The sequence below is a fragment of the Micromonospora sp. NPDC050980 genome, assembly GCF_040653835.1.
GTDB lineage: Bacteria > Actinomycetota > Actinomycetes > Mycobacteriales > Micromonosporaceae > Micromonospora.
Genome location: NZ_JBFAGS010000001.1, coordinates 40,223 through 56,991 on the forward strand (window position 1 = coordinate 40,223; position 16,769 = coordinate 56,991).

Annotated in this window: 12 protein-coding genes; 1 reads left to right on the forward strand and 11 read right to left on the reverse strand. The window is 74.1% G+C overall.

The window, feature by feature from the left end; all coding sequences use genetic code 11:
* Positions 1-9: 9 nt before the first annotated feature.
* The 5 genes from AB0H28_RS00210 to AB0H28_RS00230 all read right to left on the reverse strand — a co-directional run bounded on the left by AB0H28_RS00210 (position 10) and on the right by AB0H28_RS00230 (position 8,276).
* The gene (locus AB0H28_RS00210) at positions 10-2,079 is read right to left on the reverse strand and encodes a polymorphic toxin-type HINT domain-containing protein (protein ID WP_358032026.1); all 2,070 of its coding nucleotides are present in this window, start codon (positions 2,077-2,079) and stop codon (positions 10-12) included.
* A 275-nt stretch (positions 2,080-2,354) separates the two neighbouring features.
* Positions 2,355-5,996 (reverse strand): hypothetical protein, encoded by a 3,642-nt coding sequence (locus tag AB0H28_RS00215; RefSeq protein WP_358032028.1) that lies wholly within the window; start codon positions 5,994-5,996, stop codon positions 2,355-2,357.
* A gap of 47 nt (positions 5,997-6,043) precedes the next feature.
* Positions 6,044-6,364: a divalent-cation tolerance protein CutA gene (gene cutA / locus AB0H28_RS00220; RefSeq protein WP_358032031.1), complete on the reverse strand. Its 321-nt coding sequence runs from the start codon at positions 6,362-6,364 to the stop codon at positions 6,044-6,046.
* Between the two features lie 56 nt (positions 6,365-6,420).
* Positions 6,421-7,443 carry a 1-acyl-sn-glycerol-3-phosphate acyltransferase gene (locus tag AB0H28_RS00225; protein ID WP_358032033.1) on the reverse strand — a complete coding sequence of 341 codons (1,023 nt, stop codon included), beginning with the start codon at positions 7,441-7,443 and terminating at the stop codon, positions 6,421-6,423.
* Entirely contained in the window at positions 7,443-8,276 is an 834-nt protein-coding gene (locus AB0H28_RS00230) for a patatin-like phospholipase family protein (protein WP_358032035.1), read from the reverse strand. The genes AB0H28_RS00225 and AB0H28_RS00230 overlap by 1 nt, the downstream gene beginning before the upstream one ends.
* 176 nt (positions 8,277-8,452) lie before the next feature.
* Here AB0H28_RS00230 and AB0H28_RS00235 point away from each other — a divergent pair, with 176 nt between their 5' ends.
* Positions 8,453-9,892, forward strand: a complete 1,440-nt coding sequence (locus AB0H28_RS00235; protein WP_358032038.1) for a serine/threonine-protein kinase — start codon at positions 8,453-8,455, stop codon at positions 9,890-9,892.
* Positions 9,893-9,896: 4 nt separating this feature from the next.
* Here the strand turns inward: AB0H28_RS00235 and AB0H28_RS00240 are convergent, their stop codons facing one another.
* The 6 genes from AB0H28_RS00240 to AB0H28_RS00265 all read right to left on the reverse strand — a co-directional run bounded on the left by AB0H28_RS00240 (position 9,897) and on the right by AB0H28_RS00265 (position 16,540).
* Complete coding sequence (locus AB0H28_RS00240) at positions 9,897-10,958, reverse strand: glycosyltransferase family 4 protein (protein ID WP_358033778.1); 1,062 nt, start codon at positions 10,956-10,958, stop codon at positions 9,897-9,899.
* 241 nt (positions 10,959-11,199) lie between these two features.
* Entirely contained in the window at positions 11,200-12,726 is a 1,527-nt protein-coding gene (locus tag AB0H28_RS00245; protein WP_358032040.1) for a trypsin-like peptidase domain-containing protein, read from the reverse strand.
* A gap of 62 nt (positions 12,727-12,788) precedes the next feature.
* On the reverse strand, positions 12,789-14,333 hold the full coding sequence (locus AB0H28_RS00250; RefSeq protein WP_358032043.1) for an ATP-binding protein: 1,545 nt from the start codon (positions 14,331-14,333) through the stop codon (positions 12,789-12,791).
* Entirely contained in the window at positions 14,330-15,031 is a 702-nt protein-coding gene (locus AB0H28_RS00255; RefSeq protein WP_091068807.1) for a response regulator transcription factor, read from the reverse strand. Before AB0H28_RS00255 ends, AB0H28_RS00250 begins: the two co-directional genes overlap by 4 nt.
* 64 nt (positions 15,032-15,095) lie before the next feature.
* A complete protein-coding gene (locus AB0H28_RS00260) occupies positions 15,096-15,704 on the reverse strand; it encodes a PadR family transcriptional regulator (RefSeq protein ID WP_358032046.1) in 609 nt (202 codons plus the stop codon).
* On the reverse strand, positions 15,701-16,540 hold the full coding sequence (locus AB0H28_RS00265; RefSeq protein WP_358032049.1) for a DUF4097 family beta strand repeat-containing protein: 840 nt from the start codon (positions 16,538-16,540) through the stop codon (positions 15,701-15,703). Before AB0H28_RS00265 ends, AB0H28_RS00260 begins: the two co-directional genes overlap by 4 nt.
* Positions 16,541-16,769 lie beyond the last annotated feature (229 nt).

Here is a 16,769-nt window from a genome sequence, read left to right on the forward strand (position 1 = left end):
TTCACCACCTCACCGACCGCTAGGAGGTCCGATCGGCCACGAGTGAACCATCCTTCCCTCTCGGGTCACTCTTAGCCAGTTCGTCAGCTCACCGGTCCGCCCAACTACGCCAACCGGGCCATTTTCAACGTAGACCCGAGCCTTGTTCCCCTGCCAAAGACCTTGGGCGTCAGCATGGGCGGCTGCATCCAGCGTCACCTTTTCCGCCTCGACATTGAACAAGAACTGACTCTTGCCGGAGGCCGTACTCCCGTTCGTATGCGGCTTCATCGCATTCCCACGAACGGTGTAGAGGTCATTGGTCCAATTTCCCTTCGGGTTCACGTAGGGGCGATTGCCGCAGTTGTGTACGAGGACCGGCGCGGCCCCGGCGAGGACATAGTACGTGTGGATGTCCTCGACGGTGAGGTTGTAGACCGTGGCTTGCTCGGTCCACTGGCGCGTAGCCACCACCCTCAGCTCACGGCCGTCGTCGGTGATCACCTGGTCGCCGCCGAGCAGCTTCCCGGCCTCGATGTACCGCTGCTCGTCGTCCACCCAGAACGGGTGTCCCGCGGTCGCGGTGATGTCGGCGGTCTCGTCGCCGGCGGCACCGTCCACGTCCACCGTTACGGCCACGAGGTCCCGCTGGCCCTCACCGTTGATCAAGCGGCTGACCGGCCTGGCCTCGGTCTCCCCCGTCTCCGGGGAGCTGGCCAGCACCAGGTCGTCCAGGGCCACATCCTCGATCGCCTTGGTGCTGCCGTCGGCCATCAACACCTGCGTGCCCGGCACGAAACTGTTGTCCAGGCAGTTCCCGCCGGCCCGCGAGCCACCGCCACCGGTCCGAGCACCACCCTTGCCGGCGTCGGCCGCTCCGGTACGTACGCCGCCCTTGGCGACGTCACCCGCGCCGGCCCGGGCAGCGCCCTTCGCCGCGCCGCCACCGCCACCACCGGCCGCGATGCTGAACGCGTCGAACAGCAGGTGACCGGCCGCCTTGCCGGGATGCCCCGACTTGACGTCGTTGGTCAGCCCGTCCGCCCAGTCCTGGACGGCCTGGCCGGGGTTGCTCAGCGTCTTCTTCAGCGCGTCGCCGCGGGCGTTGCCCCGGCTCTTGGCCGCCTCGCTGGTGTCCTTGTCGACCAGCGGGTTGCCGCCGACCGCGGTGTCGTAACCGATCTGCGCGATGCCCTCGGCAGCCCCCTTCGCGTCCGAGCCGATCGCCGAGGCCGCGTCCTTGACGAAGTCACCGACCGCGTCGGCGGCGTCCGAGAGCCAGTTGTGGCCGTCCAACTCCACGTTGCTGATCGGGTTACCGCCGGCGAACGCGTACCGGTTGCCCGTGTACGGGTCGACAGCCAGCCCCAGGTCGTCCAGCGCCCCGTTGTACGAGTCCCGGGACAGGAACTGGTTGATCCCCGGGTCGTAGTCGCGGAAGCCCATGTCGTAGTCGCCGGTGGACTGGTCGAACCGCTTGGACTGGAACCGGTACGAGTTGTACGGGACCTTGTCCGGGTTCTCCGGGTTGCCCGCGTCCGGCTTGTCCACCCCGGTGAACTGACCGGCGTCGTTCTTGCCGTACGCGGTGTAGCCGTACGTGGCCCGCCCATCGCCCTTGTCGTCGGTGATCTGCCCGATGTCGGAGGAGCCGTCGTACCCCGCGTACGAGTCCTCCTGGCTGTTGTCGGTGTTGGTCTTGACCTGGGACAACAGGTCACCGCCGGGACCCCGCTGGTAGGACTTGACGACCTTGGTGCCCTCAAGCTCGGCGGAGATGTCCCCGGTCAGTCCCAGATAGGCGTACGTGGTGGTCTTGCCGCCGTACGTCCGCTCGACCTGCCGGTCCAACGGGTCGTACTTGTAGGTCGTGGTCTTGCTACCCGGGTTCTTGGTGTTGCTGACCACGTGGTCGAACCCGTCGTACGTGTAGCTCTCCACAGTGGTGCCGGCCGCGGTGACCGTCTTCAACCGACCGTAGGGGTCGTAGGCGTAGGACGCGGACGCCCCGCTCGTGGTGGCGGTGGTCAGCCGGTTCTTGTCGTACGTGAAATTGGTGGTGACGCCCCCGACGGTCCGGGTGACCACGTTGCTGACCAAGACCGGCAGCGGCGCCGGGACCGAGAGCTACGCCCACGACGCCAACGCGTGACGTGCCGCTCGTAACGCCGCGAGATGGAGAATCCGCGCGCATCTGCGCGCCAGACACCGCGACCAAGGCTCTGGAATGAGTCGGTTCAGCGCCCCCCCGTGGGTGCCGCGCAGAATCTAACAACCTTCGATGCACCAAAACAACAGTTGCCGTCGATCAATTTTTGGCGCAGCGAAATTTCCTCACCACGTTCGGTGAGGGCGCCGCAGATGATCCGAACCGGTCAGCTCAGCCGGGTGACCGCCGCGCGCAGCCGGGCCAGGTCGCGTCGACGCCGCTCGTACGTGGCCGCTAGGCCGATCAGCAGCAGCCCGCCCAGTCCGAGGAAGATCCACCGGGGCAGCAGGTCCCACCCCCGGGCCAGCTCGTGCAGCGCCAACGGCACCAACGTCGCCGTGCCCAGCACCACCGGTGCCTGCCAGCGCCGGACCGCCCCGCCGCACACGACGCCGAGCGCCACCGCGCCGAGCGCCAGCCGCCGCAGCGGCTGCGGGTCCGGCGCGGCCAGCACCGAGACCAGGCTGGGCAGCAGCGCCGCGCCCAGCCCCGGTCCGAGAGCCAGCCAGCTTGTCAGTTCCGGTCGCCGCCGCAGTGCCAGCAGGCCGGCACCGAGGGCGAGCAGCGCCGCCGGCACCGTGTACGCCTCCAGGACCGCCACGCCACCGGCGGCCAGCAGCAGCCAACCGCCCAGCAACTCGCTGCCCGCCGCGACCGCCGCCAGCCCTCGACGCCTGGCCGCCGTCTCGCCCCGGCGCACCACCGGGACCGCCACGGCCACGCCCCACAGCGCGCAGACCGCCGCCGCATACCGCAGCGCCCCACCGGCGAGCAGCACCGCCAGCACCGCCACCCCCTGCGCGACCCCCTCCACCACCGCCGGGGCCGCGCGCTTCGTCGATCTTGAAGTTGCGGCGCCGCCCAGGTTGTCGGGGTCGCCCTTCTTGGGAACGACCACAAGTCCACGATCAACGAAGCGGGGGACGGACCGCAACACCGGGGCCGCGTGCAGCGTCACCGCCGCGACGGCCAGGACCGCGAACGCGGCGGTACGCAGCGGCAGGCCGGCGGCCAGCGGCGCGGTGACCGCGAAACCGGTGGCCGCCGACACCGCGCCCAGCCAGCCGGCGAGCCGGACCGCGGCGGGCCGGCCGGCCGCACCCACCACGACGCCGGCCATGACCAACGCCCCCAACCCGACGAGCGTCCCGGCCCGGGTGCCGAGCAGCCCGCCGAACCCGAACCCGCCGAGCACCGCCCCCAGCGGCACCAGCACCGCCACCGCACGCACACCCGGCACCCCGCGGGCACGCTCCACCGGCACCCCGCCCGCACGCACACCCGGCGAGCCGCCTGGACGCGCGCCGGCCACCCCGACCGCAGGCGTGCCCGGCACCGTGGCGAGCACCGGATGCGCGCCGGCCACGGCAACCGTCAGCAGCGCGGCGAGCCCGATCCCGAACGCCACCGTCGGCACCACCGGCCAGGGCGCGCCGGCCGCCGCGAGCAGCACCGGCAGCGCCACGCCCACGAAGGGCAGCGCGGCCAGCACCGGCCACCGCCGGCGCTCCGCCCCACCCTGGGCCGGGTCAGCCGTCGACCGGGCGTACGCCGCCGCGACGACGCCCAGGAGCAGCAGCACCAGCCCGGCGCGACCCGCCCCCACCGGGACCGCCGTCCCGGTGGGCGCTCCCGACCAGGGCCGGACCGGCAGGCCACCGAGCACCGCCAGCGCGGCCGGGGCGGCGGCCAGCAACGCCAGCCCGGCCAGCGCGACGCCGACCACCCGAGGGGCGACCACCGGGCGGGCCCCACCGCCGGACCCGAGCGCCAGCAGCGCTCCCGCCACGGCGTAGGGCCCCACCGGCTCCCCGCCGGAGGCGACCAGCGGCCCGACGCCGATCCCGACGAGCGCCACCGCGAGCCCCGCCGAGGCGTACCCGGCCAGGTCGGGCCACCCGCGACGGACCGCGAGGACGGCGACCACCGGCAGCACGACGGCGGCGGTCCCGCCCCGTAACTGCCACCACGGGGGCGCGCCCAGCCCGAACAACGCGACGGCCACCGCCGCCGGCACGGCGAGCAGCGCCCCGGCCAGGGCGAGCCCGGCGACGACCGGCTGCGCCCCGGACCCGCGCCGGCCCAGCGCGGCCACCGTCACGCCGAGCCCCGCCGTCACCGCGAGCACGGCCGTCGCCCCGGCCGGCGCGGCACAGCCGACCAGCAGCGCGTGCCCGAGCAGCAGCGCGGCGGTCGACGCGGCGACCGCCACCGTGCTCCGGCCGGGCCGGAGCACGGCGACCAGCAGCAACGCGACGGCCACCGCGAGGTCGGCGACAAGCACCGCCGGCCAGGGCGTGGCCAGCACGGCCGGCGCGGCGAGGGCGATCAGCCCGGCCGCCAGCACCCCCACCAGCGGTCGGCTGCCCCGGGGGGCCAAGAGCGCCACCGCCACCGCCACCAGCAGCAGCGCCGCCGGTAACTGCCAGCCCCAGGACGGGGCCGGCACGACCCGGCCGCCCTGCCAGGCCGGGAACGCGGCGCTCGCGGTGGCGGCGGCGACCAGCCCGGTCAGCACCACGGCGACCGCCCCCAGGCCGGCCGCCACGGTGAGGGCACCCAGCCGGGGCCCGGTCCGCAGCCGGGCCGGCACCGCGCGGACCGCACCGGCCAGCGCCGCCACCACCAGCCCGGCCGCGATCAGCAGCAGGCCGGGACGCTCGGCGGCGACCGGTCGCACCGCCGCGGCGGCGAGCACCGGCACCAGCAGCCCGGTGGCCTCCGCGCGCAGCACCGGACCGCCGGCCGCGAACGCGCCCGCCACCAGGGCCGACGCCACCACCAGCAGCGGGCCACCGGCCAGCAGCGCAGTACCGGCGGCACGGCCCACGGCGAGCGGCACCAGCGCGCAGCCGACCGCCAGCGTCAACGCCACGCCGTGCCCGAGCCAGCCGAGCACCACCCCGGCCCGCGCCGCCGGGCCGGCCGCCACCGGCGGCGCGTCGCCCCCTCGCGACGCGCCGCCGGTCACCCGGCGCCGCAGGACGACCACCACCACGAGGTCGCCCAGCGCCAGCGCGGTCAGGACCAGCGCCCAACCGGCCGCCGTCGGCCGGGCCGCCACCGCGGCCAGCGGCAGCACCGGTTGCGCCGCCAACCACGCCGCGAACCACGGCGCGGTGAGCCGGCTCAACCGCGCGTAGCCGGCCGCCACCACCGCGGTCCCGGCCGCCACCAGTGCCGCATATCGGCTGCCCGGCCAGCCGGCCACCCCGAACAGGTCCACCGACCAGGCCGCGTACCCGTCCAGCAGCACCAGGAGCAGCCCCACCGCGGCGATCGTCTCGGCGGTGCCACGCAGGCCGCGCGCCCGGGCCGGCAGCGGCGCGGCGAGCGCCAGCACGGTGCCGGCGAGCAGGATCAGCGCCCGGCCGGCCACCCCGAACGCGGCCCAAGCGACCGCGGTGAACACCACCGCGGCGGTGCCGAGCAGCAGTCCACCGAGGACGAAGAGCAGACCCTGCACCGCCCGGGTGGAGGTTTCCGCGCCGCCGGGGCGCACCGGGACGACGGCGGGCGGCGCCAGCCGCACCGGCGACGCAGCGGCGGTCGGGCGTGGGGCGGGGATCTCCAGCCGGATCCGGGCGGCCAGCTCCGCCCGCCGCTGCCGGACCGAGGACAGCCGGCCCGCCAGCTCCTGGTACGCGAGCCGGGCCGTGTCCACCCGCGGGGTCAGCGCGGCGATCTCCCGGTCCAGCCGCACCACCTCGGCGGCGGGCGGGTAGGGCGGGCGACCGCAGGCGCGACAGCCGCCGACGAGGTCGGCCGGTGCGCCGCAACCGGGGCAGGGATAGCCGGTGTTCTCCACCCCGCCAGCCTCACCGACGGCGCGGTGGCCGGACAGAGTAGGCGTACCTAGGGTCGGGTGTGCTCGCGCACCCAGGCCGTGTAGTCGGGGTTGCCGCTGTCCTCCCGGCTGACCAGGATCTCCGGCACCTCGTACGGGTGGTTGGCGCGGAGCTGGTCGACGAGCGCGTCCACCCGGTCCGGCGTGGTCTTGAACCGCACCCACCACTCGGCGGTGGTCTGGATCGCCGACTGCCACCAGTAGGTGCTGTCCACCGGCCCGCCGACCTGGGCACACGCCGCCAGGCGGCCGGCGACGGCCGCGGCCGCCAACACGTCCGCCACCCGGCGGGCGTCCACCACCGTCGTCACCACGCAGATCTGCTCCACCAGCGCACCCTACGCGGCGGTCGGGCCGCCGTGCCGGAACCGGCCGGGAAAGCCGTTCAGGCGTCGGCCCGGCCGTCCCGGTTCGCCGCGACCCACCTGTCGATCCGCGCCCACCAGTCGAACAGCCAGTCGATGCGCTCCTGCTCGCCGGCCGGGATCTCCTCCGGCGGCACCGACCAGAACCGCATCACGATCCGCTTGTCCATCGGCAGCTCACGCCACACGTCCGCGACCGTCAGCATCTGGTCCAGGCCGGTGTGCGCCACGAAGATCACCCCGGCGTCCGGCGCGGCGTCGAGCGCGGTGAGCAGCCCGCCCGGCTGCGGCGCGAGCACGTGCTGCATCCGCTCGGCGCGCAGCGCCATCCGCTCCAGGCCGAGGCCGCGCAGGCGGGCGATCGCGCGCAACCGGCGCGACGGGGTGAAGTTGCCGCCCTCCGGGAAGATCACGAAGGCGTCGTCGTCGTCCAGGCCGGTGGCCAGGTGCCCGATCTGCCGCAACGCCGAGTCACGGCCGTCCGGGCCGGGCGCGATGAACCGGTTGGGCAGCCGGTTGAGCAGCACGTCGATGGCCGGGTCCCACTGCAGGCTCTCCTTGAGCACGATGCGGGGCTCCCGATGGAACCAGTTCACCAGCGCGTGGATCAGGATGAACGAGTCGCCCGGCCCGGCGTGCCGGCAGAGCACCAGCTCGGGTCGGCCGGGCAGCGCGGTGTCCGGGTCGGTGCCCACCACGTCGATGCTCAGCCGCAGCGTCCACCGGGCCTGCCAGAACAGCACCCGCAGGAACCGGCCGGCGACCACGTAGTGGGCCCGCTGGAACGCCGGCGACCGCTTGTGGCGACCGAACCCGGAGGCCACCCAGAGCAGGAAGAGGGCGAGCAGGGCGGCGGCGTCCCAGACCAGGTAGACGGCGCCGATCCAGAGCAGCCGCAGCGGGCGCAGCCGCCCCGGTACCAGCGGCGACGCGGCCAGCGCCAGCAACGCCCAGCCGGGCAGCGTGAGCACCACGGCGGCGGCGAGCAGCACGACGGCCGGCGCGAGCAGGAGCCGGCGCAGCCAGCGGGGTGGCAGCGGCATCAACGGTCCAGCGCGGTGTCCAGGTAGCGGCGGGAGGCAGTGTATGCCCGGCTGATCCGCCGCCCCACCGCCGCCATGTCCCGATATGCCCAGGGGCTGTCGTCGCGCGGATCCAGCCCGCCGGTCGGCAGCACGTGCACCTCGACGCCGTCGGGCAGCGCCGCCATCTCGCGGGCGAACCGGTGCCGCCGGGCGATCTCGAACGCGACCTGGGCGATCTCCCAGGGCCGGCGCGGCGGGCTCAGCTCGCGCTCGATCCGGCCCACCTGGAGGACGAAGATCTGCGTCGCCCCGGCCGCCACCGCCTCGCCGACCGGGATGGAGTTGACCACCCCGCCGTCGATGTAGTGCTGGCCGGCGATCCGGGCGGGCGGCAGCAGCCCGGGCACCGAGGCGGACGCGAGCACCGCCGGCACCAGCGGCCCGGCGGAGAACCAGTGTTCGGCGGCGCGCTCGATGTTCGCGGCGCAGCACCGGAACGGCACGGCCAGGTCGTCGAAGGTGGTCGCCTCGCCCAGCTCGCTCTCCAGCAGCCGACGCAGCGGGCGCGGCGAGTGCAGGTGGGTACGCGCGGCGAACCGGCGCAACTGCCGGGCGACCGAGTCGCCGTACACCTCGCTCGCCTCCGGGGAGGCCCACAGCCGGACCAGCCGGTCGGTGACCGCCTCGGTCGGGTCGGCGGCGACCAGGGCGCCGTTGACCGCGCCGATCGACGTGCCGAGCACCAGGTCGGGGCGGACGCGGGCGCGGAACAGGGCCCGCAGCATGCCCACCTCGACCGCGCCCAGCACTCCCCCGCCACCGAGCACGAACGCCACCGGACCGCCTGCCATGCCGTTCATCCTGGCACGGGGCCCGCCGGCCGGCCGCCCGCGCCCGGGGCCGACCGGGCGGTCACGCCACGCCATCGCGACGGCGCGCAGCGCCACCGGGATCGGACGGCCGTTGACAGGTCAGACACATTCCCGCAACCTGATAGCGCTCCCGAGCGCAGGGCAGGTGCGAGGTGATGGCGACACTCCAGGCCGGCCGCCTGCTGGCCCGGCGCTACCGGCTCATCGACCGGATCGGCGCCGGCGGCATGTCGGTGATCTGGCGGGCCCGCGACGAGGTCCTCGACCGGGTGGTGGCGGTGAAGGTCCTCGCCGCCTCGCTCGCCGCCGACGCCCGGTTCCGCGACATGGTGCGCGAGGAGGCCCGCTCGGCCGCCCAGCTCGACCATCCCCACGTCACCGCCGTGCACGACTACGGCGAGACGGTGGCCCCGGACGGCTCCATCACTTCGTTCGTGGTGATGGAGCTGCTCAGCGGCGAGGAACTGGAACACCGGCTGACCGAGGGCCCGCTGCCCTGGCCGGCGGCGGTGGAGACGGGCGCCCAGGTGGCCGAGGCGCTGGCCGCGGCGCACCGGCTCGGCATCGTGCACCGGGACGTCACCCCGGCCAATGTGATGATGACCGGGATCGGGGCGAAGGTGCTCGACTTCGGCATCGCCACCCGGGTCGGCGCGCCGGACGAGGACGAGGACGGCGGCACGTTCGGCACCCCGGCGTACGTGGCGCCGGAGCGGCTGGACGGCGCGCCGGCCCAACCGGCCACCGACGTCTACTCGCTGGGCGTGCTCCTCTTCGAGACGTTGACCGGCCAACCGCCGTACCCGGCGGACACCTGGGAGCAGCTCAGCACCGCGCTGACGCAGAGCGCGCCGCCCACGCTCGACGGCGTACCGGGGCTGCCCCGGCCGGTCGCGGACATCTGCCTGCGCTGCCTGGCCCGCGACCCGCGGCAGCGGCCCACCGCGCACCGGGTGGCGGCCGTGCTGCGCGACCAGTTGCTGCCCGCCGACCCCCAGGCGACCACCATGCTCGCGCCGACGATGACGCTGCCCGCACTGACGTCCGCGCCGACCCGGCCGGCGCCGTCGGCGCCGCCGCCTGCCGCGCCGCCCTCGGCCGCGCCGACGCGGCGGCGGGTGCTGGTGCTCACCGGCGCCGGCCTGGTGCTGGTCGCCGCCGCCGCGCTGCTGGTGCCGGCGCTGATCCCGGACCGGACGGCCGAGCCGCGGGTGCTGCCCACCGTCGGGCCGGTGCCGGCGTCCACCGGCGTGCCGTCCCCGACGGACGGCCCGACCACCACGGCGCCGACCGAGCCGACCGGCGAGCCCACCACCGCCGCCGCGCCGATCGTGCCGGCCGGCGACCCGGCCGAGCGGGTGGACGGGCTGATCGAGGCCGGGCTGGCGGACGGTCAGATCCGCGAGGACGTCGGGGTGGATCTGCGCAACCTGCTGCGCAACGCGGTGGCCGCGAGCGGCGAGGGAGCGGTGACCGCCGCCGTGGAACGGCTCCGCGGCAAGATCGTCGAGCGTCGGCGCGAGGGCAGCATCACCCCCGGATACGCGCGACAGCTCGATGCCGCCGCGGCGGAACTGGTGGCCGGCCGCACCTGAGCGGTCAGCCGGCGACGAGCGGGGCGACTTCCCGGGGCCCCGCCGCAGTGGCCCGCCCGGCCAGAAAACCTCGGTAGACCGCCTCGTGGTCGGCGGCCATCCGCTCCACCGAGAAGTTCTGCGCGACGTGCGCGACGCAGGCGGCCGGGTCCAGGTCGGCCGCCGCGCGCAGCGCCGCCGGCAACTCCTCGGCGTGGTCGCAGACCAGCCCGGTGACACCGGGCCGGACCAGCTCCGGCACCGCCCCGCGGCGCAACGCCACCACCGGCGTGCCGGTCGCCATGGCCTCCACCATCACCATGCCGAACGGCTCGGCCCACTGGATCGGCATGACCAGGCAGCGGGCGTCGAGCAGCAACCGCAGCACGACTTCGCGGTCCGCGTTCACCACCAGGCTGACGTCGTCGCCGAGCATCGGCTCCACCACCTGTTCGAGATAGCGGCGCTCGGCCGGCTCGTTGCACTTGCCCGCCAGGGTGAGCGCCAACCCGGCCGCCCGACAGGCCCGGATCGCCACGTCGGGGCCCTTGTCCGGGCTGAACCGGGCCAGCCAGAGCACCGGCCCGGTCCCCGGCGCCCGCTTGCGCGGGACGTCCCGCAGCGGCATCGCGTTGTGCACCGTGCCGACCCAGGGCAGGCCGGGGTTGGCCCGGCGCTGGGCGTGCGAGATCGCGATCAGGCCGACCCCCCGGTCGGTGCTGCTCAGCACCGTGCCGTACTCGCCGACCGGGTTGCCGTGCACGGTGGCGACGGTGGGGACGCGGCGTCGGCCGGCCATCAGCGGGCCGATGGTGCTGTGGTCGTGCACCAGGTCGAAGTCCGCCGGGTCGACCAGCCGGTCGACGTGCGCCAGGTGGGCCAGCTCGGGCAGGGACTCGCCCATCCGGTCGTACTGCAGCTCGGTGCAGGTGGAGACGAAGTCGGCGGCCGTGCCGTGTTCCGAGCCGGCGCCGAACAGCGTCACCGCGTGCCCGCGGTCGATCAGCGCGTCGACCAGCCCGGCCACCAGGGTCTCCAGTCCGCCGTAGCCGGGCGGCGGCACGGACAGCCAGGGCGGGACCACCATCGCGATCCGGAGGGGCCCGGCCCGCACGCGCTCCGACGGCGGCTGGTTCACGGCCACGAGTCCCTCCCCGCTCGTCCCCGGCGTACCCGATCGGCGACGGGTTCCCGGGGCGGCATCAGGTAAACGGCGGCGCGGGCCGGTCTCACCCGCATCGGGTGAGAGACGAGGAGAGCGGCGGACGACGGAGCCAACCCCCTTGGCTCCGTCGCCCGCCGCCCGGGAGGGAGGCAGGTCTTGAGGACTATGACGTCTCGGCGAGCGTCACGGTTGCCTTCTCGTCGGATCCGTTTCGCTTGAACTGGATCTCGACCCGGTCGCCGACCTTGCCGGCCTGCACCGCGCCCACCAGGTCGTTGGATTCGTTGATCACGGTGTCGCCGAACTTGGTGATCACGTCGCCCCGCTGGAGCCCGGCGGACTCGGCGGGACTGCCCGGGGTGACCGCGGCGACCAGCGCACCGCCGTCCTCGGCGGTGTTCACGCTGACCCCGAGCGACGGGTGGCTGACCTTCTCGCCACGCTGGAGCTTCCCGGCCACGTCCTTGGCCTTGTTGCTCGGGATGGCGAAGCCGACGCCGATGTTGCCGTTGCTGCCCTGCCCGGCGGTGGCGATCGCGGTGTTGATACCGATCACCTCACCCCGGGTGTTGACCAGCGCGCCGCCGGAGTTGCCCGGGTTGATCGGGGCGTCGGTCTGCAACAGGCCGGAGATCGAGCTGGCCCCCTGCGGGCTCTGCTGCTGGCCACCCTCGCCGGCGGAGATGGTGCGGTCGCGGGCGCTGAGGATGCCGGCGGTCACCGAACCCTGCAGCCCGAGCGGGCTGCCCAGCGCCAGCACCTGGTCGCCGACCTGCATGCTGTCGCTGTCGCCGAACTTCGCCGCCTTCAGGCCGCTCACGCCGCTGGCCCGGACCACCGCGAGGTCGGTCTTCGGATCGGTTCCGACGATCTTGGCCGAGGCGGTCTTGCCGTCGGCGAAGACCACCTTCACCGTGTCGCCACTGGCGGAGGCGACCACGTGGTTGTTGGTCAGCACGAACCCGTCGGCGCTGAGGATCACCCCGGAGCCCTCACCGCTGTCCGTCATGATCGTGACGATGCTGTCCTGGACGGCAGCCGCGATCTTGGGAAGATCGGCGCTGTTGATCACCGGAGCGGCGGAGTAGGTGCGGGTGGTCCCGCCGCCGCCGTCGAGAGCCAGCGCCAACGCGCCCCCGGCCACGCCCGAACCGAACATCAGGGCCAACGCCAGCGCGCCAGCGCCGACGAACTTGCCGGCCCGGCTCGGCCGGGCCGGCTGCTGCGGGCCCCACGGCGGAACCGGCTGCCCGGCCTGGTGCTGGTGCTGCGGGTAGGGCTGGTGCCCGGGCTGCGCCTGGTAGGTCGGCACCGGCCCGCCGACCGGCTGCGCCGGGTAGCCGGCACCGCCCTGCTGGGCCCAGCCGCCGTGCTGCTGTCCCCCGTACCAGGGGTGCGGCTGCTGCTGCCCGGCCGCCGGGTGCTGCGGGGCGGCGTACGGGCTGGCCGGGGTCGCGGCCGGCGGGCCGTACGGGCTGGCCGGCGCGCTCGACGTCGGCGCGTACGGGCTGGCGGGGGTGTCGGCGTGGGCGGTGGTCCCGGCGGCCGGGGAGTCGGCCGGAACCGACGCGGCGGCCGGAGTGGAGTCCGATGTCCCGCTCTGGGCGCGGGGCAGCTCGGCGGTGTGGTGCGACGGCTCGGCGTCGGCGGGGGCCGGCGACCGCTGCGGCTCGGTCTCGTGGTCGGTCATGGCTACAGCTTTCCCCGTGGCACTGTCACCAGCCTGGAATCCGCCTGAATGTTTTCTGTAAGTCACTCGCCCGGCTCGGACGCCTCGGGCAGCAGCGGCAGCTTCACCCGGAACGTGGCCCCGCCACCCGGCGTCTGGACCGCCTCCACCGTGCCGTGGTGCGCCGCCACCAGCGCGGCGACGATGGCCAGACCGAGACCGGTGCTGGTCGGCCCGCCGGCCCGGCGGGTACGGGCGGCGTCCACCCGGTAGAACCGCTCGAAGACCCGCTCGGCCTGCTCCGGGCTCAGGCCGGGGCCGGTGTCCGCCACCTCCACCACGGCGAGGCGCCCTGGCTCCGCGCGCAACCGCAGCGTCACCGCGGCGTCCGACGGGGTGTGCGTGAGCGCGTTGGTCATCAGGTTGCCGATCACCTGCCGCAGTCGGGCGTCGTCACCGAGCACCACCAGCGGGCCCGCGCCCGGTTCCCGCTCCAGCTCGATCCGCCGGTCCGGGTCGACCACCCGGGCCGCCTGCACCGCGTCCGACGCCAACACCGGCAACTCCACCGGAGCCAACGTGATCGGCCGTTCCCGGTCCATCCGCGCGAGCAGCAGCAGGTCCTCGACCAGCAGCCCCATCCGGGACGCCTCGTCCTCGATGCGGCGCAGCAGGTCGGCGGTCTGCTCCGGGGCCCGCACCGCGCCCTGCCGGTACAGCTCGGCGAAGCCGCGGATCGTGGTCAGCGGCGTCCGCAGCTCGTGTGAGGCGTCCGCGATGAACTGCCGCATCCGCTCCTCCGAGCGGCGGGCCCGCGTTTCCGACGCCTGCGCGTGCGCGGCGGCGTCCCGGGCGCCCATCTCCGCGCTGCGCGCCGCCGCCTCGGAGGCGGCCCGCGCGGTGAACGCGGCCTCGATCTGCGCCAGCATCGCGTTCAACGCCCGGGAGAGCCGGCCCAGCTCGGAGGTCGGGCACGGCCGCCCCTCCTCCGGGTCGGGCACCCGCCGGGTCAGGTCGCCGCCGGCGATGGCCGCCGCGGTCCGCTCGATCTCCACCAGCGGTTTGAGACTGGTACGCACGATGCCCGCGCCGACCGACGCCAGGATGATCAGCACCGCGCCACCCACCAACAGGTCGATCCAGAGCAGTTGTCGCACGGAGAGGTCGACGTCGGTGAGGTTCTGCCCGATGACCCGGTAGGAGTCCGCGCTGTCCTGCCGGACCATCAGCCGCCAGCGAACCCTCTTGTCGGCACCCTCCTCGGTGAATGCCTCGCCGTTGGCGTGCTCGTCGTACCAGGACTGCTCATCGATACCGGCCGGCAGGTCCTGTTCCTGCAACGTCTGGTCGCGGAGCGCGGCGCCCCGCTGGACGGAGCTGTTCCACAACGCCACCATGTAGTCGGTCGGCAGCGTGGTCGAGCTCTTCTCGCTCACCGTCACCCCGCGGTTGAGCTGGTCGTCGAGTTCACCGTCGATCCGGCCCACCAGATAGTTGTGCAGGAAGTAGGCGGTGGAGACGCTGATGACGAGCAGGGCGCCCGCCACCAGCGCGAGCACCGCGGTGACCAGCTTCAGCCGCAGCGGAACCGCGCGCACCCAGCCCTTCGCGTCGTGGACGGCGTTCACGCCGCCGGCTTGCGCAGCACGTACCCGACCCCGCGCAGGGTGTGGATGAGCCGGGGCTGGGTGTTGTCGACCTTGCGCCGCAGGTAGGAGATGTAGGACTCGACGATGTTGTCGTCGCCGCGGAAGTCGTAGTTCCAGACGTGGTCGAGGATCTGCGCCTTGCTGAGCACCCGGTTGGCGTTGAGCATCAGATAGCGCAGCAGCTTGAACTCGGTCGGCGAGAGCTGCACCCGCTGCCCGGCCCGGTGCACCTCGTGGGTCTCCTCGTCCAGCTCCAGGTCGGCGAACGTGAGCCGGGACGGGGCCTGCTCGCCGGTCGCGGTGCGCCGCAGCACCGCCCGGATCCGGGCGGTCAGCTCCTCCAGGCTGAACGGCTTGGTGACGTAGTCGTCGCCGCCCAGGGTCAGCCCCCGGATCTTGTCGTCGGTGGCGTCCCGCGCGGTCAGGAACACCACCGGGGTACGGGTGCCGCCCTCGCGGAGCATCCGGATGACCTCGAAGCCGTCGAGGTCGGGCAGCATCACGTCGAGCACGACCAGGTCGGGCCGGTGGTCCTTGGCGGCGTGCAGCGCAGCGCTGCCGCTGGTCGCGGTGGCCACGTCGAAGCCCGCGAAGCGCAGGCTCGCGGAGAGCAGTTCGAGGATGTTGGGATCGTCCTCGACGACGAGCAGTCGGGCCTCGGTCTGGGTAGCCGCCATGGCTCCCATCATCCGTGTTCCGGCTGCGGTCGCGCTGGGCAGAACCTGGAAACAACCTGTGAGATCAGCGGAGCAGTCGCCGCAGCCCGTCGAGCGCGCCGTCGAGCAGCCGGATCGCGGTGCGCAGCTGGTTGTCGCTGAGCCGACCGGCCCGCACCAGCGCGCCGACCTCGACGGTGAACGCGGCCAGCCGACTGTCGAACTCGGCCAGCAGCGGCGACTCGGCGGCGCCCCCGGGCCGCACGGTCGGCGACGGTGGCGGCGTCCACCGGTTCTGCCGGGTCTGCCGGGTCACCTCGCGCAGCTCACGTTTCAGGTCGCGCGCGGAGCCACGTACCTCGGTGCGGATCTCACCGGCCAGCGCGGCGAGATCCTCGACGGAGGCGCTGATGTCGGCCTCCAGGGTGGCCAGCTCGTCGGCGCGCTGCCGCAGCTCGGCGCGCCCGGCCTCGGTGATCTCGTAGACCTTGCGCCCGCCGGCCGCGGTGTGGGTGACCAGCTCCTCCACCTCAAGTCGTTGCAGCCGGGGATAGATGGTGCCGGCGCTTGGCGCGTAGAGCCCGAGGAAGCGTTCCTCCAGCAGGCGGATCAGCTCGTAGCCGTGCTTCGGCCCGTCGTCGAGGAGCTTGAGCAGATAGAGCCGGAGCCGCCCGTGGCTGAACACGGCGGTCACGGCAGGTCCTCCGGGTCGTCGGCGTCGGTGACCGGGCGGGCCAGCAGCGCGATGCTGCCGGACGTCGCGGACGCCCAGAGCTTACCGGTGCCCCCACCGAGCACCCCGTGGCTGTCCTTGACCGCGCCGAAGCCGTGCTGGCCGCCGCAGATCTGCGGGAAACCGCTGGTGATCCGGCCGGAGGTGGTGTGCAGGTGCACGCTGAGGTCGCTGTCCGCGCGGACCCGCACGGTGATGCTGCCGGAGATGGCGCTGAGCCGGATCTCGCTGCCCCGCGGGTTGTCCAGGTCGCAGGTGATCGAGCCGGAGATCGCGTGGGCTCGGACCCGATCGGGCGCGCTGTCGGCCAGGACCAGCTCACCGGAGACGGTCTCCAGGTCGAGGTCCCCGCCGATGCCGAGCGCCTCCACCGGGCCGGAGACGACCTTGGCGGTGGTGCGGCCCCGCAGCCCCATCAGGGTGACCTGACCGGAGGTGACGTCGACCCGGGTGTCGCGGCGTAGCCCGGAGGCGACCAGCGCGCCGTCGGTCAGGTGCAGTTCGGCCAGTGCCTGCGCCGGCACGGCGATCGACACCTCGGCGCGGAACCGGCGGCGGAGCTGACCGAGCCACCAGAGCACGCCGGGCCAGCGGGGAAGCCGCTCGTGTCGGACGCTCAGTCGCCCGTCGCGCAGCTCGACCAGGAGCGGCCGGCGGCTGATCCGGGTGACGTCGACCCGGGCCGGGCCGTCGGTGCCGACCACGTTGAGCCGGCCGCTGACCAACCGGACGTCCAGCCGGGTGACCGGCTCGTCCAGCGTGACCCGCTGCGGGCCGTCGACTGTCCAGCTCGCCATGGCGTCCTCCCCTCGGCGACGTGCCCCCCCGACACGTCGATCAACGGGAGGAGCATAACGCGATACATCGCGACTGAACAAGACTGTGTCGCGTCATTACCTGGGTGATCACCGGAGACTGGGCGAACCGCCGGCTCCACCTGCCGGGAAGCACGGAGATCCCGACGCGGAACCGTCCCATGATGGTGACGTGGCGGCATCCCCTCCGACCGGACACCACCACTTCGCC

Bases quoted from the DNA above. Each gene is read 5' to 3' on its own strand.
- AB0H28_RS00265 (WP_358032049.1), bottom strand. From the start codon at position 16,540: ATGGCGAGCTGGACAGTCGACGGCCCGCAGCGGGTCACGCTGGACGAG.
- AB0H28_RS00255 (WP_091068807.1), bottom strand. From the start codon at position 15,031: ATGGCGGCTACCCAGACCGAGGCCCGACTGCTCGTCGTCGAGGACGAT.
- AB0H28_RS00245 (WP_358032040.1), bottom strand. From the start codon at position 12,726: ATGACCGACCACGAGACCGAGCCGCAGCGGTCGCCGGCCCCCGCCGAC.
- AB0H28_RS00235 (WP_358032038.1), top strand. From the start codon at position 8,453: ATGGCGACACTCCAGGCCGGCCGCCTGCTGGCCCGGCGCTACCGGCTC.
- AB0H28_RS00230 (WP_358032035.1), bottom strand. From the start codon at position 8,276: ATGGCAGGCGGTCCGGTGGCGTTCGTGCTCGGTGGCGGGGGAGTGCTG.
- AB0H28_RS00225 (WP_358032033.1), bottom strand. From the start codon at position 7,443: ATGCCGCTGCCACCCCGCTGGCTGCGCCGGCTCCTGCTCGCGCCGGCC.
- AB0H28_RS00240 (WP_358033778.1), bottom strand. From the start codon at position 10,958: ATGGTGGTCCCGCCCTGGCTGTCCGTGCCGCCGCCCGGCTACGGCGGA.